This is a genomic window from Paenibacillus silviterrae, assembly GCF_030167925.1.
Classification (GTDB): Bacteria; Bacillota; Bacilli; order Paenibacillales; family NBRC-103111; genus Paenibacillus_G; species Paenibacillus_G silviterrae.
The window spans coordinates 2,525,236-2,549,523 of the sequence record NZ_JASKUT010000001.1; the positions used below are offsets into that span (position 1 = coordinate 2,525,236).

Genomic DNA, 24,288 nt, shown 5'->3' on the forward strand with positions numbered 1-24,288 from the left:
GCCGATCAGTCATGAGAATGATGCGGGTCGGTCAGTAATCGACACTGCTCTCCCAGCTGAGCTATGCTTCGAACAACAAGAAAGAGACACAGACCGGGGAACACGGCTAACCACCATAAACCGGCGGAAAGATAACGCATGGATTCCGATAAAATCACCCCGATCGCGGGCTCGTGCGGAGAAAGTCCCAGTCCTACAAAGGTTACCGCCGCTTCGTGCAGAATCGCGTGGGGAATTACCAGCACCAGCCCGGTAAGCAGCTGCGGCAGCAGGTGGGGAAGCAGGTGGCGGCTTCCGATCCAATAGGCACTTTTCCCCATTCGTTTGGAGATTAGCACATACTCGGAGGAACGAAGCCGCAGGACCTCCGCCCGGATCACCCGCGTCAGCGCTGGCCAGTGGGTTAGCGCTACTCCCGCAATGACGCCCTTGGCCCCGCCCCCAAGAACGAAGGCGATGAGAATGAGCGCAACCAGATGAGGTACGCTCAAGAACAAATCGATAAGCCAGGTAATGACCCGGTCTACCCCTTTTCCGAAGGCTGCTGCAGAGAGACCGAGCACCGTTGCAAGAATGACACTGATTCCGCCTGCGATGAATCCGACCTGCAGACTAAGCTGCAGCCCTTTCCACGTTCGGGTCAGCATATCTCGTCCCAGCCAATCCGTTCCGAAGAGATGCTCCGGAGAGGGCGGCACATTCCGCAGCTCCAGCTGTGATTGCAATCCCCCCTCCGGCAAGAAGACGGAACCAAGCCAAATGAACAGTAGAAATGCCAAAGCGCTTCCTGCCGAGAGGAGGGCGCGCTGGCGTCCATGCAGCTTAGGGAGCCTGAAGGCTGACTTCCAAGGCTTAGCCAAAGTTCTCATACCGCTTGCCCCTCCTTCACTCTGGGATCGATAAAGCGATAAGCCGCCTCCGCCAGCAGATTGCCGCAGAAAACAAACAGCGTGCTGAACAGAACGATGCCGAGCAGCAGAGGTACATCCCCGCGCAGCCCTGCTTCCACGGTAGCTTGACCTAAGCCGGGATAAGCAAATACCTGCTCGGCAAGCACCGCTCCGCCGAACAGCTCGCTAAAGGCAGTAAATTGCAAAGTAACGGCGGGCAGAGCTACATTGCGCAGTCCATGCCGCCAAAACAACGGAAAACCCTGCTCTCCTCTTGCTCTGGCAAACAAGATATAATCGCTGTCCAGCACCTCAACCAACTTTTGACGCGTGTGCAGCGTAATGGAAGCCGTTCCTGCGGCGCTGAGAGTGAGTGCGGGCAAGGCCATATGCTCCAGCCGGTCCGCAAGGGTTACTTGCTCCGCAAGCACACCGGCAGGGACGCCTAAGCCTACGGGAAACCAACCGAGCCAGACGGCAAAGATCATCAAGAACAACAGCCCCAGCCAAAAGGCGGGAGTTGCCGAAAGCGAATAGCAATACAATTGAATGAGCTTGTCGATCCACGTATTTCTCTTCATTGCTGCGATTACCCCCAGCGCAAACCCAAGAAGGCCCGAAAGCAGCCATGCGGCCCCCATCAGAAAGACGGAGCTGACGAACCGCTCCTGAATGACCTCCGTCACGGGCAGGCGATAGATCATGGAGGTGCCGAGCTCACCGCGTATGACGGAACCGAGCCACAAGGTAAAGCGTTCCACAGGCGGCTTGTTAAGCCCCCAATACTCGGCAATGGCCTCCCGCTGCTCGGGGCTAACCCTCATCAGGTCGGCGCCAACGTAGGCCTGCACCGGATCCATAGGGGAGTACTCTGCAAGCGCAAAGGAGATACTGCTTACCGCCAGGAGTAGCAGAATCAACCTGGCCCCTTTGCGCAGCAGGAAAAAGGTCAGACTCTTCGCGAACGAAGCTGAGGTTCTCATCACTCGGTCCATTGCCATTCCTCAATGTTATCCGTAACCGGCCAGCCATGACCGTGAGGATGAATCTTTTGCCTGCCGATATCCAGACCCTCCTTAACAAGGTACAAATGATCCAGGTTTACAAGCCAAGCCCATGGTGCGTCGCCTTGGGCGCTTAAACCGGTTTGGCCGTCCCATTGCGCCTTTCTCCAATATTTCGCCGCTTCCTTCTCATCAGTTGCTCTCAAAGCCTTCTCCATATAAGCCTCCACCGCCGGATTACTGTAAAAGCCAGGATTATAGTATTCCACGCCGCCGAACCTGCTGCTGTATACATTGTACATTTCCAGCGGATCATGGCTCCCCCAGCCTAACAATACGGGATGGGCATGCATCTGCTTTCGAATCTCATCCCAGCTCTTCCCTTCCGCCTTAACCGCAATTCCGAGCGGCTTCAGCATATCCGCGGCGGCAATCGCCAATGACTGTCTGTTGACATCGCTCGCAGGGTATAAGAGCGTAAGCTCGGCTTTGCGCGAATTTTTCTCAAGAATGCCGTCCCCGTCGGTGTCTTTCCAGCCGTCATCCGTCAGAAGCTTTCTGGCGCCGGCCATGTCGCCATCCTTGATGGCGGCATCCGGGTTCGACCAAGGGAGGCCGTCATTGATCGTATAAGCAGGTGTACCGTGACCCTCAAGCACCCCATTCACCAGCGCTTTTCGATCGAGCGCCAGGTTGATGGCTTTTCGAACGGACGCTTCGGAGGTTACATCGTTCCCGATTGGGTAGCCTTCCTTCGTCTTGCTCCCTGCTTTCACGTAGGGAAACATGATGCCCCGATTATCCACCGACTTCACGGCTTCGAGCCTCATGCCCGCAACGGTCATCTTGCTGAAGCTTGCCGGAATGGCAGCTACATCCACCTTCCCCGCCTTCGCCGCGGCCAAGGCAGCATCTTCGTTCAGGAACATAAACGTGATTTTCTTAAAGGCCGATGGTTTCCCGTAATATTCCGGGTTCGGTTCGACAATCACCTGCTGCCCCTTATCCCACTGCACGAGCCGGAACGGACCGGAGCCAATAGGATGGGATGCATAATCCTTCCCGTGGGCATGCTTTGGAACAATCCCCGTCGACACGAGATATTGGATAAACGTAGACTGCGGCTCTTTGAGCTTGAACCGGACGACATGCTCTTCCGGTGCTTCCACATCGCTCAAGATACTAAGGTCGATAGCAGAACCGCTCTTAGCAGCCGTTAGAAACGTATATTGGACATCGGCAGCAGATAACGGCTTTCCGTCAGAGAACTTGACATCCTTGCGAAGCGATACGGTCCAAACCCTACCGTCACCGCTTACCTCATAAGAGGTAGCAAGATCATATGTAATGTTCATCGCATGATCCCTTTTCAGTAAGGTGCTTTGGAACAGAGGCGAGCCATATCTTCCCCAGCCTGTCGTCGGGTCGAAGCCGTGCTCCGGCTCACCGCCTACGGCAAGCAGAAGCTCTTGTTTATTGCCCGCAGCCGTTTCCTTCTGCTTCCCCGAGCATCCTGCCGCAAGGATCAGCATGATTAGAATCAAGATCCCATAGCTTCTTATGATACTTCTCAAGCTCTCTCACTCCCGATTCTCATCTATGACCGTGTTCGGGCTGAATCTTTATGTAGGCCTCATCAATCGTAACACGAAACGAATAAATCGTAACACAAACAATTGTGCTTGTCATCAGTAAGTAACCAAAGAAAAAACCGTCCTGCACCGGACGGTCCTTAGAAGATCTCTGTGTGTTAAATTGAATGGTACACTTCTGCAAAAAGGCAGCTTTCTCCACCATTCTCATCAAATCGAAGAGGATTTCTGCGTATATACAGCATTCCGAGACCATTTGCCACACTTTCAGCCATTGTGCGATCTTAAAGATGCTCATTCTCACAAATTCCGTTCTGAACTTCGATTGGAATCGTGGATTTCTGCACTTTAGCAGCTTTGCTTCCCTTGTTGGACACGATGGCGTCCTTCTTGCAGAAGAGGGTACCCCATCGTTCCCTTAGCAGGATCTCGCCAGACGAAACCCAAGATCATCGATCCGAAACGTCGGATGGCTTCGACGGCGGCAGGTGGCTCCGCATCCCCTTGCCTCTTCCGCCCAGCTCCCACCGCGAAAAATTCGGTAAGACCCGTATACCTTGGGATCATATACATCCCAGCACCACTCCCACACATTTCCCAGCATATCGTAGAGACCCCACGCATTCGGCTGCTTCTGCCCCACATGATGTACCCTGCCTTCGGCATTCTCAAGATACCAGGCTATGGTCTCGAGCTCGCCGTAACGATAACCGCCAGTTCCGGCTTTACACGCATACTGCCATTCCGCTTCTGTTGGAAGCCGGTAACCGCAGGCCTCCCTGTTCCAGTCGACACGTTCTCCGTCCTCGCTTACCGAGTAGCATTCCTGCAGGCCGGCTTGCCGGGAAAGCAAATTACAAAAGGCAACAGCATCATGCCATGAGACGTCCACTACCGGAGATTGTGGCTCGTAGTGAGCTTCGACTGCCCTGGGTATGATCGCATCATACAATCCCCTTGTAACAGGAACCTGCCCTAATAAAAAAGAATCCACCCGCGTCGTCCAATTTCGCTTGATTCGGTCATCCCTTAATTCAACTTCACCCGCCGGAATCGGCACCATGGGGATCTCAAGCATCCACATCCTCCCGTTCACCAACTAGCTCACCCTGCTTAACCGGTCAATGGCTTGTTGTACGTCTGGCAGAAAGAAAAGATCGGTTCCGTTATTGCTCTCATAGATGAAGTGTTTGAGACTTTTACTGGAATACGTAGAAAAATCACCCACGATAGCAAGCTTCATCCGGTAATTGATAAATTTCTGTACCACTTCCCCTGCAAGGCGCGTACTCAGATCGAAAAAGCTTTCGCTCAGCAGCGATTTGTGCAGAATCATCCGATCGCTGTCGGTTTCATAACGCACGGTTGCCAAAAGATCCAAAGCTGACTGTGCATCCTCGACGGCGACCTCGCTGCCGCTCACAACGGCAATGGGCACCCCGTTAGCCACTACTTTAGCAATGTTCATTTCAACTAGCCCCCTGTCATCTTCCTAATAAAATCCTCACCGACGTATCGGTTATCCTCGCCATGAACGGGCGGAATGTTCGCGACTCTAAAGAAGCTGAGTCCGATTACCATGGCAAGCAGCCCGTATGCAGCGCTTTGGGGATCTTCCACATTCATGCGGCCCGTCCTGTTGCCATAATCGAAAATTTTGGCGATACCTTGGAGGTCCGTCATGTAGCTCGTGGACACAACCTCCTGCAGCCTGCGGTCCAATACAGCCTTGGAGAACAACTGAAGAAAGAGTCTCGCCTGATCCTCGATCGGGATAAACATGGCTTCTATCCCGTCCAGCGGCGACACATTTAGCTTCATCTCGTTGCTTTTATCGTCATCGTATGGGGGCAGGATATGCTTCATCGTAATATCGATCATTTGATCCGCCGGCATGGAGCTGTCGATTTCGGATTGTATCTTCAGACCGTAGTAAGCCATGAAGGACCGGAAGGCTTCCACGATCAACTGATCCTTATTTTTAAAATAGTAAATAATTACTCCCTTAGAGCATTTCGCATACTCGGCAACCTTATCTAAGGTCATCCCGTCCATCCCGTGAACGCTAATACAGGTTAATGCAGCATTAATGACATCCGCTCGGCGCTTCGGTTCCATCCCTACCTTGGGCATACGTTCACCTGATTCCTATTTATTTATACTGAACGGTCAGTTTAAATAATTGTAAGCAACGCTTGCCCTTTTGTCAAATTAAAAAGTGGATTGAGCAAGCAATTCATAGGAACGCAGCCTCTCGGCGTAATCAGGGATCATAGTTACAAGCATGAATTCATCAACTCCATATAAATCCGACAACTCCTGTAATCGAGCTTGAACAGATGAAGCTGTCCCCACAAGCAGTTTGCGTGCCGAATACGGCATCGATTGTCCGGCCTGCACCTCTTCACGGAACATGGAACCGCTCGAGAGCGCCAGTCTCCTTGCCTCTGCGTCGGTTGCCGTACATGCAACACCTACGGTTATCATTATTTGGGGCTTGGGACAGAGCGGCGAGGGAACAAAAGATTCGCGGTAAACACGCAGTACCTCCCCGGGATCCGTCTCGCTCATAAATTGGCCGAATACGTAACCCATCCCGAATGCCGCTGCATATTCCGCGCTTTTCTTATTGGTTCCTAGAAGCCATACCTCCGGTTGAACAGAAGGATTCGGACGGGCGCCGATCGGTTCTCCCTCATAGGTGTAGCTGCCTTGCAGCAGCCTGGCGATATCCTTTAATTTATCCGGCATTTGCCCCACATTTTCCAAAAAATTGCCGCTAAGCGCCATACTGGCATGAGCATTTCCACCGGGTGCCCGGCCTATGCCCAGATCGATCCGACCGGGGTACAGGGCAGCCAGCAAACGAAAAGATTCCGCTACTTTGAGCGGCTTATAGTGCGGCAGCAACACCGCGCCCGAACCGATACGAATCCGCTTCGTTCGGGCTCCAATGTGAGCTAAAAGCACTTCTGGCGAGGGGCAAGCCAATAGCGGCATATTATGGTGCTCGGCCACCCAATAGCGGGAATACCCTAGCAGCTCCGCCGTCTGTGCAAGCTCTGCCGCCCGTTCTAATGCGTAAGTATCATTCCTGTTTCCGAATACCGGGACCAGATCCAGCACGCCAAGTTTTAGCAATTTTCCTTTTACACTCATCTCATTTCCGATGACCGGTTCCCTCCTAATACTCGACCGATTCGTAGAAGTTTATCTGCGAATAGCATATTACCAGTATAGCTCAGATGAACACTTTCCTTGCTTTTTCAAAAATAAAAAAACCGACCCTCGTTGGATCGGTTAACTTTTGTTTATGTATGGAGCCTAGGGGGATCGAACCCCTGACCTCATCGCTGCCAGCGATGCGCTCTCCCAGCTGAGCTAAGGCCCCGTGTGGCGACAAAATGTATATTACCACGGAGCATGATTGCTTGTCAACACTTGATTTTACATGCTGTTATCCCTGTCCGCCGACTTGGTGCTTCAGCAAAATATCATTCAATTCCTTCATGAACATATTAATGTCCTTGAACTGACGATATACCGAGGCAAAACGAATGTAGGCAACCTCATCCACCGGGTACAGCTGCTCCATTACGATCTCGCCGATCTGGCGGCTGTCCACCTCGGCGTGCGCCGTATTGCGGATCTGTTTCTCCACCTCGGATACGATCTTGTCCAGCTGCTCTACCGACACAGGGCGCTTCTCGCACGCGCGGATTAATCCTCGCATCATCTTCTCCCGGCTGAATTCCTCACGGCTTCCGTCTTTCTTAATGACGATAAGAGGCGTTTCCTCCACCATCTCGAAGGTCGTGAAACGCTTCTGGCATCGTTCACATTCTCTCCGGCGACGGATCGATTTATTCTCGTTGGCTGCGCGGGAATCAAGCACCTTGGTTCCACTATAGTCACAATAAGGGCATTTCATGAGCGGGATACATCCTTTCAGTATTACCATACACTACCTGTTATGAACGCCAAGGAAACGAGCATAATAGGATTACCAACGACAAGGAGGTGAACAGACATGGGTGCAGGTCAATCTGGTGGTAGCAACGTTTTGGTTGTCCCACAGGCTAGTCAAGCGCTGGACCAATTGAAATACGAAGTAGCTCAGGAACTCGGTATCGCGATTCCACAAGACGGTTACTACGGTAACATGGCTACTCGTGATACTGGTGCGATCGGTGGTCACATTACACGCCGCCTGGTACAAATCGCTGAGCAATCTCTTGCCGGTCAATTCAAATAATACCACGTTTTGAGCAATACGCATAGAAGTATTGGACAAACCTCCGCAAGGAGCTTGTCCAATGCTTCTTTGCCTTTTCTCAGCGTTAAGCCTACTTCTTATTCCAATGGTCTCCGTACAACTGCTCATATCGTTTCTGGTAATATACCACACGCTGTACATAATGTCTTGTTTCGCCAAAAGGGATCATAGCCGCATTCTCCAAGGTTCCGTCCCATTCTTTCGATTGCAGCCATTTAATGACATTGCCCTGCCCTGCATTATACCCTGCAATAGCCGCATATGGATTGCCTTGGAATTGCCTATGCAGCCAGTTCAGATACCAGGATCCAAGCTGGATGCTAACGGCCGGATTATCCAATGCCCTTCCGTATGAAGGTGAAAACTGGCCGGTTTCAATAATCCATGAGGACGTATCCGGCATCAACTGCATGAGCCCGTAGGCCCCTTTCTTGGATTCAATGTCCTTCTCATAATTGGATTCCACCCGAATAATGGCTGCTATGAGAAAAGGGTCCAGTTCATACCTAGCCGCGTTTTCCCGAATCTCCTCCTGATAATGGATCGGATACATCATCCTCCCCAGCGCACCGCTGCTCAGAAAAAGAAATATAACAAACCCCACTAAAAGGAAAGCGAAAGTTCGTTTTTTTCGAAAAAACTTCATAACAGCCCCCTTTCCTTCAGAAAACGGTCCACCTGTTTTTCTGTTTCGATCAAGGTGCCGGAATTATCTATCACGATATCCGCCAGCTGCTTTTTCTCTTCGATCGGCATTTGGGCTGCGATCCGTTTTTCCGCTTGTTCCCGTGTGATTCCGTCCCGCGCCATCAGTCGCTCTTGCTGTACCTCACGCGGCACATACACGACCATGACCTCCGAAACCATATGCTGCAGCTTGGATTCAAAAAGCAGCGGAATGTCTACGACAACCAGCTTGTCCGGATGCTGAGCCTCGAGAGAAGCCATCTGCTCACGCATCATGGCTCGAATCGGCGGATGAAGAATCCCGTTCAAATCCTCTCGGGCAGCCGGATTTTCAAAAATAATTTCGCCAAGCTTCTTACGGTGAAGCGACCCGTCCTCCAGAAGGATGTCTGGGCCAAAACGTTCCACCACCCGGGAAAGCACAGGACTTCCCGGCTCCACCACCTCACGGGCGATGCGGTCGGCATCCACCAGGAATGCGCCGCGCTGAACGAGCAGGGAAGCAACTGTACTCTTGCCGCAGGCAATGCCTCCGGTTAATCCGATATTCATGTTTATGCTCCTCTAGGAAGACGAAGTAATGGAAGAATTAGAACAGTTTCATGATACCCATGATGATGAGAACAAATCCGGGCAAAATCGATAACTTGCGTATCCATCGAATATCTGCATAGCGGAACCCGATTCGAAGTCCCAGTGTAAGGAACATACCGCTTGCGCACGCGATTACCGCCGCCGTCAGCCAAGGGGTAAAACCAATCAGAGCGGCACCGATTCCGGCTCCGAACGCATCCAGCGACAACGCTAAGCCAAGCAGCATCGCCTCATTTGCAGAGATATTGCCCGACCGGTCCATATCCGCCACCTGCGGGGAACGCAGAATTTGGATGATCAGACCGAACCGTTTTAGCTCCAGCGTGAATATTTCCTTCACCGTATACACAGCCGTTCCCCCAAGCGGGGTGCTTACAGGCTGCTTGCCGGCATCAGATGCGTCAGCCTGCTCCTCTTTCTCCATAAACATCTGAAACAACGCCCATATGCCGATCCCTACGAGAATTAAGGCACCAAGCCCCTTAGCCCACTGCGGATGCACAAACCGACTTAGGAATACGCCAATCTGCATGGACCCGTAAATGATCAGCCCCGAGCAAAAGGAAATAATGGCGATGGATACAAGCGGTATTCTGATTTTACGCAACCCGTACATGACACCGACGCCGAAGCCGTCAAGACTGACCGCCAGCGCCAAGATCAGCAATGATATCGCAGGCAGCATGCTACCCCTCCTCCTCACCTAAAGCCTCAACCTATCTATATGAGAGCTCTGGGCGGAGAGTGCATGTCCGCAGACAAGACGGGCCTTCCCCTATACCTTTCGCACGCGTTGACGTTTTAAAGGCTGACATTTCGGACAATAATGCGTGCCCCGTCCCGCGACCACCGTTTTCACAATGGCCGTACCGCATGAATAACACGGCTCTTCCTTGCGGCCATACATTTTCAGCTGGTGCTGGAACATGCCGATCTCGCCTTGTCCGTTCACATACGATTTGATGGAGGAGCCGCCGGCCTGCACCGCATCCTGCAGCGTTCGGACAATCGCCTCATGCAGCTTGGTAAGCTCCTTCCTGCTGAGCGACCCCGCTTCCCGCTCCGGATGAATACCCGCCAAGTACAAGGACTCGTCCACATATATATTCCCGATGCCGACAATGTATTCCTGATTCAGCAGCAGCGGTTTGATTTTCGTTGTTTTTCTTGCAATGGTATCCTCAAAGGCTTTCAGGGTAAAGCCTTCGTCGAGCGGCTCCAATCCGAGCTTCTTGAGGGGATTCTCCTGCAAGTCCAGATTTTTCGGGAACACGTGCATGGTTCCGAACTGTCTTACGTCCTTATACCGCAGCTCCGTCCCATCGGTAAAATAAAAAATGACATGCGTATGCGGCTCGATTGCGTCATCCTGCTGGTATAGCCCATAGCGGCCCTCCATGCGCAGATGAGACACCATGGTGTAGTCATCCATCATGAAGCGCAGGAATTTGCCCCGCCGCTCCACGGTATGAATCGTCTGGCCCGCCAGCAGCTGCTCGAACAGCTTAACATCATCCGGCAGCAGGATGATCCGATTGAGCCGGACCGCAACCTTGGCAATCGTCTTCCCAGCCACTAGCTGATTCAGCGTCCGCCGAACCGTCTCTACCTCCGGCAATTCCGGCATGATGAACTCCCTCCTCTCGTATAAAGCAAGAATGGCTTCTATTCAATATCCCTTCTCATGAAGGGCAATCTTATTCAGAAAGAACATTACTGCGAAAGTGCAGCTTTTCCCCTATAAGTTTGGACAATCTGAACGGATTTCTGCGAATATACAACTTTCTCGGGCCTCTTGCCCCGGTTTGGGCCCTTACGCACTCTGAAAGCTGTTATTTCGCACAAATCTCTTTCCGAACTCGGGAGAGGAGCGTAAATTTCTGCACTATGGCACGAATGCACTTTGGTTACCTCACACGTAGCAGCGCTTCCTCGTCAAAAACGGCAACAACGGTGCGCAAGCACCGCAAGTTGCCGAGTATATTATTGCGCGAAGCCTTATTTCGCTTCGTACCAATTCTCTCCCCAATCGACATCCACCTTCAGCGGAACATCCAGCTTGAGAGCGCCCTCCATCACCTCAGCAACGGTCCGCTTCATCAGCTCAAGCTCCTCCTCCGGCACCTCGAACACCAATTCGTCATGCACCTGCAGCAGCATGCGGCTCTTCAGCTTTTCTTCGCGCATCCGCTCGTCGAGCTGTACCATCGCCAGCTTGATGATATCCGCCGCGGTGCCTTGAATCGGCGAGTTCATCGCCGTACGTTCGGCGAAAGAACGAATGTTAAAGTTGGAGGCCGTAATTTCCGGCAAGTACCGGCGGCGGTTCAGCAGCGTCGTGACGTAGCCGTCCTCGCGGGCTTTGCGCACAATGTCATCCATATATTTGCGTACACCCTGGAACACGGCAAAATACTGCTCGATAAACTGCCCCGCTTCCTTCCGTGTAATATTCAGGTTTTGGGACAAGCCGTATTCGCTGATGCCGTATACGATCCCGAAGTTGACCGCTTTGGCCGAACGGCGCATGTTCGAATCGACCTCGGATTCGGATACGCCGAAGACGTCCATCGCCGTTTTCGTATGAATATCCATATTTTTCCGGAACGCTTCCATCAGCTTCTCATCCTGAGAGATGTGAGCGAGCACCCGCAGCTCAATCTGCGAGTAATCGGCCGTCAGAATGCGCCAGCCCGGCTCGGACGGCACGAATACCTTCCGGATCTTGCGGCCCTCCTCCAGACGGATCGGGATATTCTGCAAATTCGGGAATTGGCTGCTGAGACGGCCGGTCGCGGCAATCGTCTGCTGGTAGTAAGTATGCACCTTTCCGTCGCTCGGGCGAACCTCCTTCAGCAAGCCCTCCACGTACGTAGACTGAAGCTTCGCTAACGAGCGGTAGTTCAGGATATGGCCGATGACCGGATGGTACGGCTCCAGCTTCTCCAATACCTCCGCATCGGTGGAATAGCCGGTCTTCGTTTTCTTCCATACGGGCAGCTGCAGCTTCTCGAACAAGATTTCACCAAGCTGCTTAGGAGAACCGATATTGAATTCAACTCCTGCGGCCTGGTATACCTCCTGCATGATCTTCTCAAGCTGTACGCCGAGCTCCGCACCGTACTTCTTCAGCCCCTCCGCATCGACCTTGATGCCCTTCATCTCCATGGAGGCCAGCACAACGGCAAGCGGAAACTCCAGCTCGTAGAACAGCTTATCCATGTCATTCTGCTCCAGATCGGCCTTCAGCTTGTCCGCGAGGAAGGCGACCGCTGCAGCCTTGCGGCATAGATAGGAGCATAGCTCCTCCATCGACGGCAGGGCAAACTTGGCCCCCTTGCCGTAGACCTCCTCATCGGACGGGATCGCCGGAAGCTCATACCGTGCCGAGAGGCTGTCCAGCGTCAGCGTGGACTCCGTCGGATCGAGCAGATAGGCGGCGAGTACCGTACAGATGCCGGCTCCCTTCAGCTCGATACCTCTCCATGCGAGGGCGATCAGAGCGCGATGCAGGTCGAATACGGCAACGTTCTTCTCTTCCGAGGCGAGCCATTCGCGAAGCGGCTTCCCTTGCTCCCCGGCCGCAAGCTCGAATGGGATATAGTAGCAGCGCAGCGCTTTGCCCTCTACAGGAGCAGGGCTGAAGGCAATGCCGACGACATCCGCCGTATGCGGGTTATCGCCGATGATCTCGATGTGCAGCGCCTTCACCTCAGGCAGGAAGGCCAGAAGCTCGTCCATTGTGTTCTCTGTTACTAGAACGGCTTCCATGTCCGCTTGCGGAACGGCCGAAGCGGCCGCGCTGACGGTCAAGTCCATTTTCTCAATGAGCGATTTGAATTCCAGCTTGCGGAACGCCTCTCCGAGCTCCCGCTTGTCGTAACCCTCATATTTCAGCTGCTCCCACTCCAGGTCGAGCGGCACCTCGCGGTAAATCGTCGCCAGCTCCTTGCTCATGCGGGCACTGTCTGCGTGCTCGGCGATTTTTTCGCCCATTTTCCCCTTGACGTTCGCGGCATTTTCCAGCACGTTCTCCACCGAGCCGAACTCGTGGAGCAGCTTAAGTGCGGTTTTCTCCCCGACGCCCGGAATTCCCGGAATATTATCGCTCGTGTCACCCATTAGACCCTTGAGGTCGATGATCTGCTTAGGTGTGAGGCCGTACTTCTCCCCGATGTACTCCGGGCTGAACAGCTCCACCTCGCTAATGCCCTTCCGGGTTAGAGCAATCGTTACCCGGTCAGAAGCAAGCTGAAGCATGTCCTTGTCTCCCGTAACGACGAGCACCTCTATGCCGCCCTTCTCATCGGCAACCCGTGTGAGCGTACCGATAATGTCATCGGCTTCATATCCGTCCAGCTCGAACTGCCGAATGCCGAAGGAATTCAGCAGCTCCTTCAGGACCGGGAATTGCTCCGACAGCTCCGACGGCGTTTTTTCCCGTCCGCCTTTATATTCTGCGTAGTCCTTATGTCGAAACGTCGCTTTCCCCGCATCGAACGCCACCAGGAAATGGGTAGGCTTCTGTTCCTCCATGAGTCTCAGCAGCATCGTGGTAAATCCGAATACCGCATTCGTATGCTGACCCTTGGAGTTGCTAAGCGGCGGCAAGGCGAAGAAAGCGCGATAAATAATACTGTTGCCATCAATTAAAACCAGTTTGGACATGGTTACACCTCATTTTTTGAACCGTTAACATACCTCCCTTCATCATATCATACGGAGCCCGAAGAAAAAAACCGGGTTCTCACGTAAAGGAGGGCTGTTCGACGCCAATTTCTGCATAAAATGAAAAGGAGATACGAGGAACGGAGGTATGGTAAGCCATGACATCGATCGCGAGGCCGGTAAACAAGAAGGCCATTCTGCTGGATGTGAATCAAACCCTGGTTGAGCAAGGACGTTCCTTCGAGCAATGCTTCAAAAGCGTATGGGGGGACTACACCGCACGCTGGCTTCAAGAAGAATCGCCAACGAAGGAGGATGTATGGCAGGCTTATATACGCCGCTGGCACCTCCGGCGCAAAACCAATTTATCCTCTCAGCGGCTGGATGAGCTGGAGCAAGCCTGTTTCCTCGAAGCCATAGCCGAGCTCGACATCCCGCTTCCTTCTTCCATGGTAAGGAGCATGCTGGTGGAAGCGCGAACCATGCAATCCAGCGCCAAGAGGCCGGCGCCGCATGTCATTCCCATGCTGCACCGGCTCGCATCCAGCTACAAGCTGGCCATTATCAGCAACAGTCCGCGGACGGAGGTTCTCGGCTTGCTCGAGAAATTCGACCTGATCCCGTTCTTCCAGCAGGAGCGGATCTTTACCGCAGGCAAGCCCTCCGAGAAAAAACCGTCCCCGTATCTCTTTAAAGCCGCGCTGAAAAAACTGGAGGTCAGTCCGCGGCATGCCCTTATGGTCGGGAACTCCTGGAAGCATGATATTTGCGGAGCTACCAAGGTTGGTATCGATGCCGTATGGTATCATCCGCCGAAGGACCCGTCTGTCCGTTCCCCAGCCAAAACCATTTCACATCAGAAGCTCGGGAAACGCAGTGTATACTGTATTGTACAGCTAGATCAGCTGCCTGAATTATTGCTATAGGCGGCCTCCAAGTAATCGGAGCAGAAGATGCTTCCCTTCGCCTGCTTGGATAGCTTCTTCAGCTTCGCGGCCGCTTGGGAAATCTGGTCCGCCGTCACTTGCCCGGCCTGCCCGCAGACGATCAACGAAAGGGAGATGGTCACTCCGGTGCTTTCGATCCGGTTGCCGCTGCGATCCTCCACATAGCTCCAGTCCTTCTTCTCGTAGAATAGCGGCACGCCCTGCTCGAAACGGCGGATCACCTCGCCGCACAGCTTCTCGGGATCATCGCAGCTTGTAATCGCAATGAAATCGTCGCCGCCGATATGTCCGACAAAGTCATGCGGCTTGCCAAGCACGCCAATCGCTTGCTGGATGCAATCCGCCGTGAATTGAATCAGCTGATCGCCTTTCTGGAAGCCGTACCGGTCATTGTACCATTTGAAGAAATCCAAATCCGCGTAAATGACGGAAAAACGGCGCCCCTCCGTCAGGCGTTTGTTCAGCTCCCTATGAATCTGGATATTGCCCGGCAAGCCGGTAAGCGGGCTTGCCACCTTCGCGCTCTCCATCCGTGCGTTCGTGATGCACTCCAGAATGGAGCGGATGGAGGCGGCTCCGGTGAAGCTCCCTCTCCTTGTGATAAGCACAAGGTCATATAGATTTTGGATGTCCCGGGAGGTGGCGAGCTGGGAAACCTGCTCCACAGGCGTCAGCTCATCAACGATCAACGGTCTCGGATCCATCAGCTGATCGATGGAACGGTTCCAGAACAGGGAGAAGCCGTACTGCCCGGCCAGCTGCTGAAACAGCCGTTCCCGCATGATGAGCCCGATCGGCACGCCCTCAGATACTATGGCTGCGCCTTGGGCATGAATATTTTGCTTAAAATACCCTGCGACCTCGGAGATCTGTACGGTAGGCTTGAATTCCGCGCAGGGAGAGGCCAAGTCCCCAATAGCCCAGGTGCTCCCTGTCGTATCGTGCTTCCGGCGATGGGTGAGAATGCACTCCCTAAGGTCCTCCGTCAGCACGGTGCGCTCCCTTCCCGGCCGTCCGAGCAGAAAGCCTTGCCCGAAATGCACGCCCATCCGAGTGAGCTTCATCAGCTCCTCCGTCTTCTCGATTCCCTCAGCAATCATGTCAATGTTCAGCTTCTGGGCGAATTCAAGCAGCGTTTCTACGATATATTCCTTTTTCTTCTGCAGATGAAGATCCTTCACGAGCGAGCGGTCCGCTTTAATAAAGTCAGGTTGAAGCTCCGCTACCGCCTGCAGGGAGGAATAGCCGGCGCCGGCGTCATCCACGGCAATCCGGTAGCCCTGTGAACGGTAATGATCGAGAATACGCTGGGCGGCGGCGAAATCCCCAATGGAATCGCGCTCCGTTATTTCAAACACGACGTTGCACGGCCTAAGCCCTCTTCGTTCAAGCAGCTCCAGCGTACGACCGGGCATAAACAAAGGATCCTGCAGGATGCGTGCCGAGAGATTTAAAAACAGAAGCTCTTTGTCCGTTACCGCCAAGGAATCTTGTATGGCCTTCTCGCGGGCTAACCGGTCAAGGGAGTACAGTAGGCCGGAACGCTCCGCCTGCTCGAACAACGGCAAAGGCGCATAAAGAGGGCTGGCCTCCGGACCCCGTGTCAGCGCCTCATAGCCGAATACCTTGCCGTCCTTCAATGAAAGAATCGGCTGATAAAGCGTTGTAATCGACCGGTCCTTTATAATTTGCTGCATTTCCATATGAAGCGATTCTGCCGTAGGACCCTTCTCGTACTTTGGACGTTCTATCGCCATATGCCATCCCTACTTCTTTGTTCTCTTGTATTTATTCTAGCATAGGATGGAAGAACTAGTGTTAACATTACCCACCTTGTTATGTAAAGATATTGTAAAAGATTGTCGAAGTTATGGAAAATATCTTACATATACACCGAAAGGACCCGAGACATAAAGCCTCAGGTCCTTCTCTATTAGATATTCAAATCCTTTCGTTTCCCGGTCACCATATAAATGACGCCTTCCCCGATATTCGTCGTATGATCGCCGACGCGCTCCAGGTAATGCGCCGCGAACATCAGCTGAGACAGCTGGCGGTTCCGTGCAAAATCGCTGTTCATCAGCCCGATGATCTCGTTCATGACCGTGCTGTACAGCTTATCGAGCTCGTCATCCTTCTCCGCAAGGGCTGCGGCACGGTGAACGTTGCGCTCCGTATAGGACAGCAAACTCTCGCGAAGCATATCTTTAGCGAGCAGCGTCATCTTAGGAATAATCTCCAGCGGCTTTACCAATTCCTCGCCCGCCAGGCGCAGGGCAATCTTGGCGATGTCTACGGCATGGTCGGCAATCCGCTCGAGGTCCGTTGAAATCTTCATCGCCATGCCGATAATCCGCAGGTCGCTGGCCATGGGCTGCTGCAGAGCAATCAGCCGTACACATTTTTCCTCAATCGCCAGCATCATTTCGTCGATTTGATCGTCCTCTTGAATGATCCGCTTCGCTAAAGCTTCATCCATTGCGGCCAAAGCTTCTACCGCCAGATGGATATGCTCTTCAACCTGTTTGCCCATCTTCAGCAGCTCTTGCTGCAGCTCATCAACCGCCTGATGAAAATTCGATCTCGTATCCACGACAATTCACTCCTCAATTTATCCGAAACGTCCGGTAATGTAGTCTTCTGTTCGCTGGTCCGACGGTGTGGTGAAAATTTTCTCCGTCTGGTCGGATTCAATCACTTCTCCGTTAAGGAAGAACGAGGTGAAATCGGAGATTCTCGCCGCTTGCTGCATGTTATGGGTGACGATGACGATCGTATATTGATCGCGCAGCTCCCGAATCAGCTCTTCAATCTTCAAAGTCGAGATCGGATCCAGCGCCGAGGTCGGCTCATCCATCAGCAAAATTTGCGGATTTACCGCTAGCGCGCGAGCGATACAAAGCCGCTGCTGCTGACCGCCGGATAAACCGTATGCCGACTTTTTCAGGTTGCTGTTCACTTCCGTCCAAAGCGCGGCAGCCTTCAAGCTGCTCTCCACGATATGATCCAGCTGCGTTTTGTCCGTAATGCCGTGAATACGCGGGCCATAGGCTACGTTATCATAGATTGACTTTGGAAAAGGATTCGGCTGTTGAAACACCATGCCGATATTTTTGCGGAGCAGCTCCACATTCACATCCGGGTCGTAAATATTGGTGCCGTTAATCATGACATCGCCTTCGATACGAATCCCTTTAATCATATCGTTCATTCGGTTCAGCGTGCGCAGCAAGGTCGACTTCCCGCAGCCGGACGGACCGATGAAGGCCGTCACCGATTTTTCGCTAATTTCCATTTGAACGTTCTTCAAGGCATGAAACTCGGAATAATGCAAGTTTAAATTCTTGATGCTGACAATAGACATGTCCGGGTCCTCCTACAGCTTCCTCTGGTATTTGTTCCGCAAAAAGATAGCAAAAGCGTTCATGCTCAGCAGCATGATCAGCAGCACAATAATTCCCGCCGCGGCCACATTCTGAAACTCCGCCTGCGGCTGGCTCGCCCAGCTGAAGATCTGGATCGGCATGACGGTAAAGGTGTCGAATGGAGACCTCGGCAGGAAGGCGATATAAGAAACCGCTCCGATGACGATCAGCGGCGCCGTCTCTCCGATGGCACGGGATAAGGACAGAATCGTTCCCGTCAAAATTCCCGGCAAAGCCGAGGGCAATACCACGCGGACTATCGTTTGCCAGCGATTCGCTCCCAATGCGAAGGACGCATTGCGCAGCGATTGAGGTACGGTCTTCAAGGCTTCCTGCGACGAAACGATAATGATCGGCAGTACGAGCAAGGTCATCGTTAATGCGCCGGACAGAAGGCTGCGCTCCAAATGCATAACGCGCACAAATACGGTCAGTCCAAGCAAGCCGTATACGATCGAGGGAACGCCGGCCAAGTTCGCAATATTCGTTTGGATGAAACGGCTGAATGCCGTGTCCTTCGCATACTCTTCCAGATAGATCGCCGTAGCCACTCCAATGATGAAGGTAAGAGGAGCCGTGATCAGCATGAGCCAGAAGGTGCCGACAATGGCAGCCTTAATCCCGGCATTCGCTGGAATGCGGGAGGAAAAGTTCGTAAGAAAGTCCCAGTTCAACCAGCCTGCGCCTTGCACAAGCACCTGTATCAGCAATAACGCCAGCGCTACGACTCCGAAGCAGGTGGAAAGGTAAAACAGCTGATGGTATAGCTTGTTTTTACGTTTTCTTTTGCCGATATGCAGCAATTCTTCTCTCGATGCCATCAGTATTCCTCCCTGAACTTTTTAGAGATGTAGCCGGCCAGTATATTCATAGCCAGTGTCATGACAAACAGCGTAATCCCTACCGCATAAATCGTTAAATACTCCACCGAGCCGTGCTGGGTATCCCCCGAGCTGACAGCTACGATATATGCCGTCAACGTCTGAATGCTCTCGAGCGGGTTAAAGGACAGATGCGCCAGATTCCCTGCCGCCAATGTCACAATCATGGTTTCTCCGATCGCACGGGACAAGCCCAGCACGAAAGAAGCCACAATACCGGAGAGCGCTGCGGGAACGACGATTTTGACCGCCACCTCGAATCGGGTCGCGCCAAGGGCGTAAGCTCCGTTGCGAAGGGAAATCGGAACGGCCACCATGGCATCCTCACTCATCGAGGAGATGATAGGAATGATCATAATGCCCACCACAATTCCCGCACTTAAGGCGTTAAAAATTTCCGTCTGCGGGATCAGGAACTGCAAAATCGGGGTGACGAACGTTAATGCGAAAAAGCCATACACAATCGTCGGAATCCCTGCCAATATTTCCAGCACCGGCTTCAAAATATTTCGAACACGGGCCGGGGCATACTCACTTAAATAGATCGCGCTGCCCAAACCGACTGGAATCGCTACAATACTGGCAATTACGGTAATCAGGAGCGTACCTGTAATCAGAGGAAGAACACCGAACTTCGGATCGCTGAACAGCGGAGTCCACTCGGTCCCCGTGATGAAATCAAACAGCGGCACCTCACGGAAAAAGCCGATCGATTCAAAAATCAGGATGGCCACAATGCCAATCGTCGTAAAGATCGAAATAATGGCGAAGAATGCCAAAATCTTAGGTATCAGCACATCGGACGAAATCATGCTCTTTTTCTTTTTTAGATCTGTTGTTTGTCCCATTCCCATTAATTCCCCCACAGCATGTTATACTGTGAAAACCGTGACACCCCCTAGCTTACCTACGGGACGCCACGGCTCTCGCTTTCTATCTGCTTGCGCTTTTCAAATGTAAGCTTACTTCAAAGCTTCCAGATTCTTGTTCATGGTTTCTTGCGGAAGCTTAATGTATTTCACGGCTTCTACCAGCTTGGTACCTTCGGCACTGTTGTAGTATTTCAAGAACTCTTTAATATGCGGCTGCTCCAGCGCTTTTTTCGTAGGGTATACATAGATATATCTGGACAGCGGAGCATACGTCATTTTTTCAATAGTCTCCAAAGACGGAGCAATAGCAGGAGAATTCGCATCCTTCTTGATCGCAACGGCGTTCAGCTTCGCTTCATTCTCTTTGTAGTATGCATATCCGAAGTAACCCATCGCGAACTCATCGCCGGCTACGCCCTTAACAAGTACATTGTCGTCCTCGGACGGTGTGTAATCGCTGCGGGATTCCTTTGCCTTCCCGTTGATTGCTTCCGTGAAAAATTCGAACGTACCGGAAGCCGTACCCGGGCCGTACAGTTTGATTTCCTTATCCGGCCACTCCGGACGAATTTCGTTCCACTTCTTGATTGTGCTGTCCTTCTGCCATACCTTCTTCAGCTCTTCAACCGTCATTTCTTTGGCGAAGGTATTCTTCTTGTTCACTACTACCGTAATTCCGTCAAGCGCCACCGGCATTTCGATGACTTCGGTGTTTTGCTTCGTTTTCAGTTCGTCCTTTTCTTCTTGCTTAAACTTACGGGACATATCGGCAATGTCAATTTCGCCGCCGATCAGCTTCTTCGCTCCGTTCGAGGAGCCGGATTCGCCTACGGTGATTTTGACATCTTTATTTTTCTTCATGAATTCTTCCGCCATAGCCTGGGAAATCGGGAATACCGTCGAAGAACCGTCGATTTTGATTTCACCCTTCAGACCTGCAGGGGCCGGAGCAGCTGTGTTGTTTCCGCCTTGCGGTGCCGGTGCGGAACCTTGTGTGTTGTCGTTCGTTGCTGTTTTTCCGCATGCCGCAAGAGACATTGCAAGAATAACAGAAGAAAGTACGATCGTTCCTTTACGTGCCAAAACCTTTAACAACTTGACCACTCCTTGATCTAATTTGTTTTTTTCGAACTCACAATTGCTATGTTACGGCTCATTTGTTTTCGCAATTTCGAAGTTTTGTAAACGGAATGTTAAAACTACAAGTCTTCGAATCCGTTCTACAAGATTCTCCTTGACGCGAGGAAGTTTCGACAACAATTTACACTGGCTTAACATAACGCTGACCTTTTTCGCTATTTCATTGTGTAAGATATAGGCAAATAGATATAGGTAAAAGGAGAGGGTAGTCATGGCAAAGGGTCGCGGGAAATTCTCTTTATCCGTATTAACTATGAGAGGGAAGCTGCTTATCGGATTTGCGTTCATTCTATTGATCGTTTCCGGGATGTCAGCCTATCAATGGATTCAAGCCGATCTGATGAAGGAACAAATTCTGTTTCAGAACGCGCAGGTGGATAAGCAGTTTCTCGCATCCGCACTGAAGCAGTCGGCGAACACATTGGATGCGCTAAAGTCCAGCATGATGGTTTCGAAGAAGGAAGACATCGCCGAGCCTTATAATAAAGAAAGAGCTCACTTCTACGAACTTGTTGAGAAGATTGCGGGAACGGCCGGAACCTCGGATGAGCGAAAATGGAGTGCCAAGCTGACGAATACTTCGAAGGAATTCACCGCTACCTTTGACGCAGCGCTTGCCGTGGTCAAGAACAAATCCCTCCCGCCCCAGGAAATGAGCAAGCAGCTGGAGTCGCTCCATGAGCAGTCCCAAGTACATAAAGAATACATTTTCGAGCTGACCGATCAGTTTAATGAGGTGTACTCGCAGGACGCGGACGCGGCGGTAGCGAGCTCGAAGGTGCTGCTCAGCCGTTCCGCGGCGGTCTCTCTCTTTGCACTGATCACCGTCGTCGTCGTTACCGTTGCCGTAGCCTTGATCGTCATTCGTTCCTTCACCCGGCCTCTTCGCCGATTGCAGGCTGCCGTTCAACGCATAGCGGAAGGAGATTTGCGGCACAAGATTCATAGTAAATCGAAGGACGAGCTTGGAATGCTCAGCCAAAGCTTCGATCACATGGTGGATCAAGTCAACCGCATGCTGCGCCATACGAAGGATATTGCCGGCTCTCTATCGGAGCATTCCCGATCCTTCCATGAGCTGTCCGGAGCTACCGCCGCGGCCAATCAGGATGTAGTACGCGCGATCCAGGAAATTTCCGTCGGCTCGGAGCAGCAGGCGGTTCAATCGGAGCAGAGCACTCTGATCATTGCCGATTTGGAGAAGGAAATACTGAATATTGCCGACTCTGCGACAGCCATGCAGCGCAAAAGCCGTGAAGTATCGTTTAACACGCATACCGGTTCGGCTTCGATGGATGCGTTAAAGGCAGCGGTAGCGGAATCGGAGGAGATGCTGAAGAAGGTTTACATGGCGATGGAGACCTTGACGAGCAGCTCGAATCAAATTGCTAAAATCGTAAGCACCATCACGGAAATTTCCACTCAAACGAATGTATTGTCACTGAATGCAGCCATTGAAGCGGCGCGCGCCGGCGAGCACGGCAGAGGCTTCTCTGTCATCGCGGAAGAGGTTCGCCTCCTCTCGACCCAAACGAACGAATCGTCGCAAACGGTAAGCCGGATCATTTCCTCCTTGGTTTCCCAGACACAGGAGCTTCACCAGCAGATCGGAATCACACGACAGTCCTTCGACCAGCAGCGGGACAAGATGGATGACAGTGTAGAAGCATTCGCTGAAATTCGCGTATCCATGGACGAGCTGTCGGAGCAAGTTCAGCAAATCCACGGACGCATCGAACAGGTCATGCAGAAAAACAGCCAGCTGATTGATTCGGTGCAGTTCGTGAGCGCGATTGCACAGCAGTCGGCTGCCGGAATCGAGGAGGTCAATGCCGTGTCCGTGCAGCAGGACATGGCAATTCGACGGGTGGCCGAGCAGGCCGACGATATTTTGGTCCTCTCGCAGGAGCTGTTTGAAGAGATCAGCCGTTTCCAGATCAATGAGGAAGTCGAGATGGATAGCGCGATGGAGCGAGGGTCGGTTTTACCGAAGCCTGCTGCAATTGGAGTTGGGGTTCCTTTTGAAACACCTACTGAAGCACCCTCTATGGCACCCAAAATGAATGAGAAGGAAAAAGAAAAGGATGAAGAGAAAAAGCTCGTTATGATATAATGGGATGGATGATAAACTCTGGTTGTGAAGCACACACCGAGGATGAGAACCAGCAATAGGCTGCTCTCGTCCTCGGTTATTTTTTTGCCAATGGAGGGATGAGTTTGATTGGTTACTTTGAGCAGAAACACGGAGAGTGGCTCTTGGGGCATCAGAAGCGCAGATCCGGCGAACGGCTGCGGAGGCTGCTGGAGGGGCACGCACATGCTGAGAAGCTTTTTCTGGAGAAGGTGTGGTGGCCGGCCTTCGGCAGCTTCGAGGGGTTACATCCCGAATACGAGGTGTACGACTTTCGGGATGGTGTCAGGTACCTTGACTTTGCCTTAATAGAAGGCTCTCTTCGATTAGCGATAGAAATAGACGGGTATGAATCCCACGTGCAGCGGATGAGCCGGAGCCAGTTCTCCGACCAATGGGTTCGGCAGAATCACCTGATTATCGATGGCTGGAGGGTTCTGCGTTTCACTTACGATGATGTGAAGGATCGCCCGAGACGGTGCGAACAGCTGCTGCAGCAGTTTATGGGGCGTGTGCTTGGCTCGAAGACTGTCAGTGGGGAACTGAGCTACGTGGAGAAGGAGATTTTGCGGCAAGCACTTCGGCAAACAGCCGGATTCACCCCCGGGGATACGGGCCGCTGGCTCGACGTGCAAGGTCAGACAGCCCGCAAGCTGCTGCATGCGCTGCACGAGAAGGGCTATTTGCTTGTTAAGGGAAGCGGCACTAAGCGGATTCGCTCCTATATGGTAAACCCGGCGAGGGTTTCCGAATGGCTGTAGTCGTTTAGCGTGAAAAAATCGTTTTACACCGCGGAGTTTCGCCAAATCACCACCGGTAGCGTTATAAAATCATCTTACAGACCTCCATGTTAGCGATTCGCGGGATGAACTCCGTCTGTAAAAACAAAAAATCACCTTACATCTCCTCTATGCGCCGGGCATGGACTTGTAAGGTGTTTTTTTCACTTTACGCGGCCGCGGCCGCGGTGCGTTACGGTTGCGGTCGCAATCGCGCCGGTGGCCGACGCAGGCAGCTTCACGATCATGAGCACCGCATCCCCGAACGAAGCTCAGGAACTGCTCACCGCCTGCTATCGCTAGCGGATTCGCTCCTATACGGTAAACCCGGCGAGGGTTTCCGAATGGCTGTGGTCGTTTAGCGTGAAAAAATCGTTTTACACCGCGGAGTTTCGCCAAAGC

The 24,288-nt window shown here is 52.4% G+C and carries 23 protein-coding genes and 1 tRNA gene; 4 read left to right on the forward strand and 20 right to left on the reverse strand.

Features of this window, described 5'->3' with window-relative positions; all coding sequences use genetic code 11:
* Positions 1-5 precede the first annotated feature (5 nt).
* The 9 genes from QMO62_RS11455 to nrdR all read right to left on the reverse strand — a co-directional run bounded on the left by QMO62_RS11455 (position 6) and on the right by nrdR (position 7,417).
* Positions 6-869, reverse strand: a complete 864-nt coding sequence (locus QMO62_RS11455) for an ABC transporter permease (protein ID WP_284641091.1) — start codon at positions 867-869, stop codon at positions 6-8.
* Complete coding sequence (locus QMO62_RS11460) at positions 866-1,891, reverse strand: ABC transporter permease (protein ID WP_284641092.1); 1,026 nt, start codon at positions 1,889-1,891, stop codon at positions 866-868. The genes QMO62_RS11455 and QMO62_RS11460 overlap by 4 nt, the downstream gene beginning before the upstream one ends.
* On the reverse strand, positions 1,873-3,426 hold the full coding sequence (locus tag QMO62_RS11465; RefSeq protein WP_284644924.1) for an ABC transporter substrate-binding protein: 1,554 nt from the start codon (positions 3,424-3,426) through the stop codon (positions 1,873-1,875). The genes QMO62_RS11460 and QMO62_RS11465 overlap by 19 nt, the downstream gene beginning before the upstream one ends.
* A gap of 478 nt (positions 3,427-3,904) precedes the next feature.
* Positions 3,905-4,564 (reverse strand): formylglycine-generating enzyme family protein, encoded by a 660-nt coding sequence (locus QMO62_RS11470; protein WP_284641093.1) that lies wholly within the window; start codon positions 4,562-4,564, stop codon positions 3,905-3,907.
* Positions 4,565-4,585: 21 nt separating this feature from the next.
* Positions 4,586-4,954 carry a DUF4180 domain-containing protein gene (locus tag QMO62_RS11475; RefSeq protein ID WP_284641094.1) on the reverse strand — a complete coding sequence of 123 codons (369 nt, stop codon included), beginning with the start codon at positions 4,952-4,954 and terminating at the stop codon, positions 4,586-4,588.
* A gap of 5 nt (positions 4,955-4,959) precedes the next feature.
* Positions 4,960-5,619 (reverse strand): TetR/AcrR family transcriptional regulator, encoded by a 660-nt coding sequence (locus QMO62_RS11480; RefSeq protein ID WP_284641095.1) that lies wholly within the window; start codon positions 5,617-5,619, stop codon positions 4,960-4,962.
* A 78-nt stretch (positions 5,620-5,697) separates the two neighbouring features.
* On the reverse strand, positions 5,698-6,645 hold the full coding sequence (locus QMO62_RS11485) for an LLM class flavin-dependent oxidoreductase (protein ID WP_284641096.1): 948 nt from the start codon (positions 6,643-6,645) through the stop codon (positions 5,698-5,700).
* A gap of 159 nt (positions 6,646-6,804) precedes the next feature.
* Positions 6,805-6,877: transfer RNA gene (locus QMO62_RS11490), tRNA-Ala, on the reverse strand.
* Between the two features lie 66 nt (positions 6,878-6,943).
* Positions 6,944-7,417: a transcriptional regulator NrdR gene (nrdR, locus tag QMO62_RS11495; protein ID WP_284641097.1), complete on the reverse strand. Its 474-nt coding sequence runs from the start codon at positions 7,415-7,417 to the stop codon at positions 6,944-6,946.
* 99 nt (positions 7,418-7,516) lie between these two features.
* On the opposite strand from nrdR, the gene QMO62_RS11500 reads away from it, so the two are divergent.
* Entirely contained in the window at positions 7,517-7,741 is a 225-nt protein-coding gene (locus QMO62_RS11500) for an alpha/beta-type small acid-soluble spore protein (protein WP_284641098.1), read from the forward strand.
* A 91-nt stretch (positions 7,742-7,832) separates the two neighbouring features.
* Here the strand turns inward: QMO62_RS11500 and QMO62_RS11505 are convergent, their stop codons facing one another.
* The 5 genes from QMO62_RS11505 to polA all read right to left on the reverse strand — a co-directional run bounded on the left by QMO62_RS11505 (position 7,833) and on the right by polA (position 13,711).
* Positions 7,833-8,408 carry a lytic transglycosylase domain-containing protein gene (locus tag QMO62_RS11505; protein WP_284641099.1) on the reverse strand — a complete coding sequence of 192 codons (576 nt, stop codon included), beginning with the start codon at positions 8,406-8,408 and terminating at the stop codon, positions 7,833-7,835.
* On the reverse strand, positions 8,405-9,001 hold the full coding sequence (gene coaE, locus QMO62_RS11510; protein WP_284641100.1) for a dephospho-CoA kinase: 597 nt from the start codon (positions 8,999-9,001) through the stop codon (positions 8,405-8,407). Before coaE ends, QMO62_RS11505 begins: the two co-directional genes overlap by 4 nt.
* A 37-nt stretch (positions 9,002-9,038) precedes the next feature.
* Positions 9,039-9,728, reverse strand: a complete 690-nt coding sequence (ytaF, locus tag QMO62_RS11515; RefSeq protein WP_284641101.1) for a sporulation membrane protein YtaF — start codon at positions 9,726-9,728, stop codon at positions 9,039-9,041.
* A gap of 90 nt (positions 9,729-9,818) precedes the next feature.
* The gene (mutM, locus tag QMO62_RS11520; RefSeq protein WP_284641102.1) at positions 9,819-10,670 is read right to left on the reverse strand and encodes a DNA-formamidopyrimidine glycosylase; all 852 of its coding nucleotides are present in this window, start codon (positions 10,668-10,670) and stop codon (positions 9,819-9,821) included.
* Between the two features lie 371 nt (positions 10,671-11,041).
* Complete coding sequence (gene polA, locus QMO62_RS11525) at positions 11,042-13,711, reverse strand: DNA polymerase I (protein WP_284641103.1); 2,670 nt, start codon at positions 13,709-13,711, stop codon at positions 11,042-11,044.
* Positions 13,712-13,869: 158 nt separating this feature from the next.
* On the opposite strand from polA, the gene QMO62_RS11530 reads away from it, so the two are divergent.
* A complete protein-coding gene (locus tag QMO62_RS11530) occupies positions 13,870-14,637 on the forward strand; it encodes an HAD family hydrolase (protein ID WP_284641104.1) in 768 nt (255 codons plus the stop codon).
* Here the strand turns inward: QMO62_RS11530 and QMO62_RS11535 are convergent.
* From QMO62_RS11535 to QMO62_RS11560, 6 genes are all read right to left on the reverse strand, one after another.
* The gene (locus QMO62_RS11535; protein WP_284641105.1) at positions 14,613-16,355 is read right to left on the reverse strand and encodes a bifunctional diguanylate cyclase/phosphodiesterase; all 1,743 of its coding nucleotides are present in this window, start codon (positions 16,353-16,355) and stop codon (positions 14,613-14,615) included. The genes QMO62_RS11530 and QMO62_RS11535 overlap by 25 nt on opposite strands.
* A gap of 236 nt (positions 16,356-16,591) precedes the next feature.
* Positions 16,592-17,251, reverse strand: a complete 660-nt coding sequence (gene phoU / locus QMO62_RS11540; RefSeq protein WP_284641106.1) for a phosphate signaling complex protein PhoU — start codon at positions 17,249-17,251, stop codon at positions 16,592-16,594.
* A gap of 18 nt (positions 17,252-17,269) precedes the next feature.
* Positions 17,270-18,022 carry a phosphate ABC transporter ATP-binding protein PstB gene (gene pstB / locus QMO62_RS11545; protein WP_284641107.1) on the reverse strand — a complete coding sequence of 251 codons (753 nt, stop codon included), beginning with the start codon at positions 18,020-18,022 and terminating at the stop codon, positions 17,270-17,272.
* A 12-nt stretch (positions 18,023-18,034) separates the two neighbouring features.
* Entirely contained in the window at positions 18,035-18,904 is an 870-nt protein-coding gene (gene pstA, locus QMO62_RS11550) for a phosphate ABC transporter permease PstA (RefSeq protein WP_284641108.1), read from the reverse strand.
* Entirely contained in the window at positions 18,904-19,812 is a 909-nt protein-coding gene (pstC, locus tag QMO62_RS11555) for a phosphate ABC transporter permease subunit PstC (protein ID WP_284641109.1), read from the reverse strand. The genes pstA and pstC overlap by 1 nt, the downstream gene beginning before the upstream one ends.
* A 114-nt stretch (positions 19,813-19,926) precedes the next feature.
* Positions 19,927-20,931: a PstS family phosphate ABC transporter substrate-binding protein gene (locus tag QMO62_RS11560; protein WP_284641110.1), complete on the reverse strand. Its 1,005-nt coding sequence runs from the start codon at positions 20,929-20,931 to the stop codon at positions 19,927-19,929.
* Between the two features lie 256 nt (positions 20,932-21,187).
* Here QMO62_RS11560 and QMO62_RS11565 point away from each other — a divergent pair, with 256 nt between their 5' ends.
* Both QMO62_RS11565 and QMO62_RS11570 read left to right on the forward strand, forming a co-directional pair.
* Complete coding sequence (locus QMO62_RS11565) at positions 21,188-23,089, forward strand: methyl-accepting chemotaxis protein (protein WP_284641111.1); 1,902 nt, start codon at positions 21,188-21,190, stop codon at positions 23,087-23,089.
* 98 nt (positions 23,090-23,187) lie between these two features.
* Positions 23,188-23,868 carry a putative endonuclease domain-containing protein gene (locus QMO62_RS11570; protein ID WP_284641112.1) on the forward strand — a complete coding sequence of 227 codons (681 nt, stop codon included), beginning with the start codon at positions 23,188-23,190 and terminating at the stop codon, positions 23,866-23,868.
* Positions 23,869-24,288 lie beyond the last annotated feature (420 nt).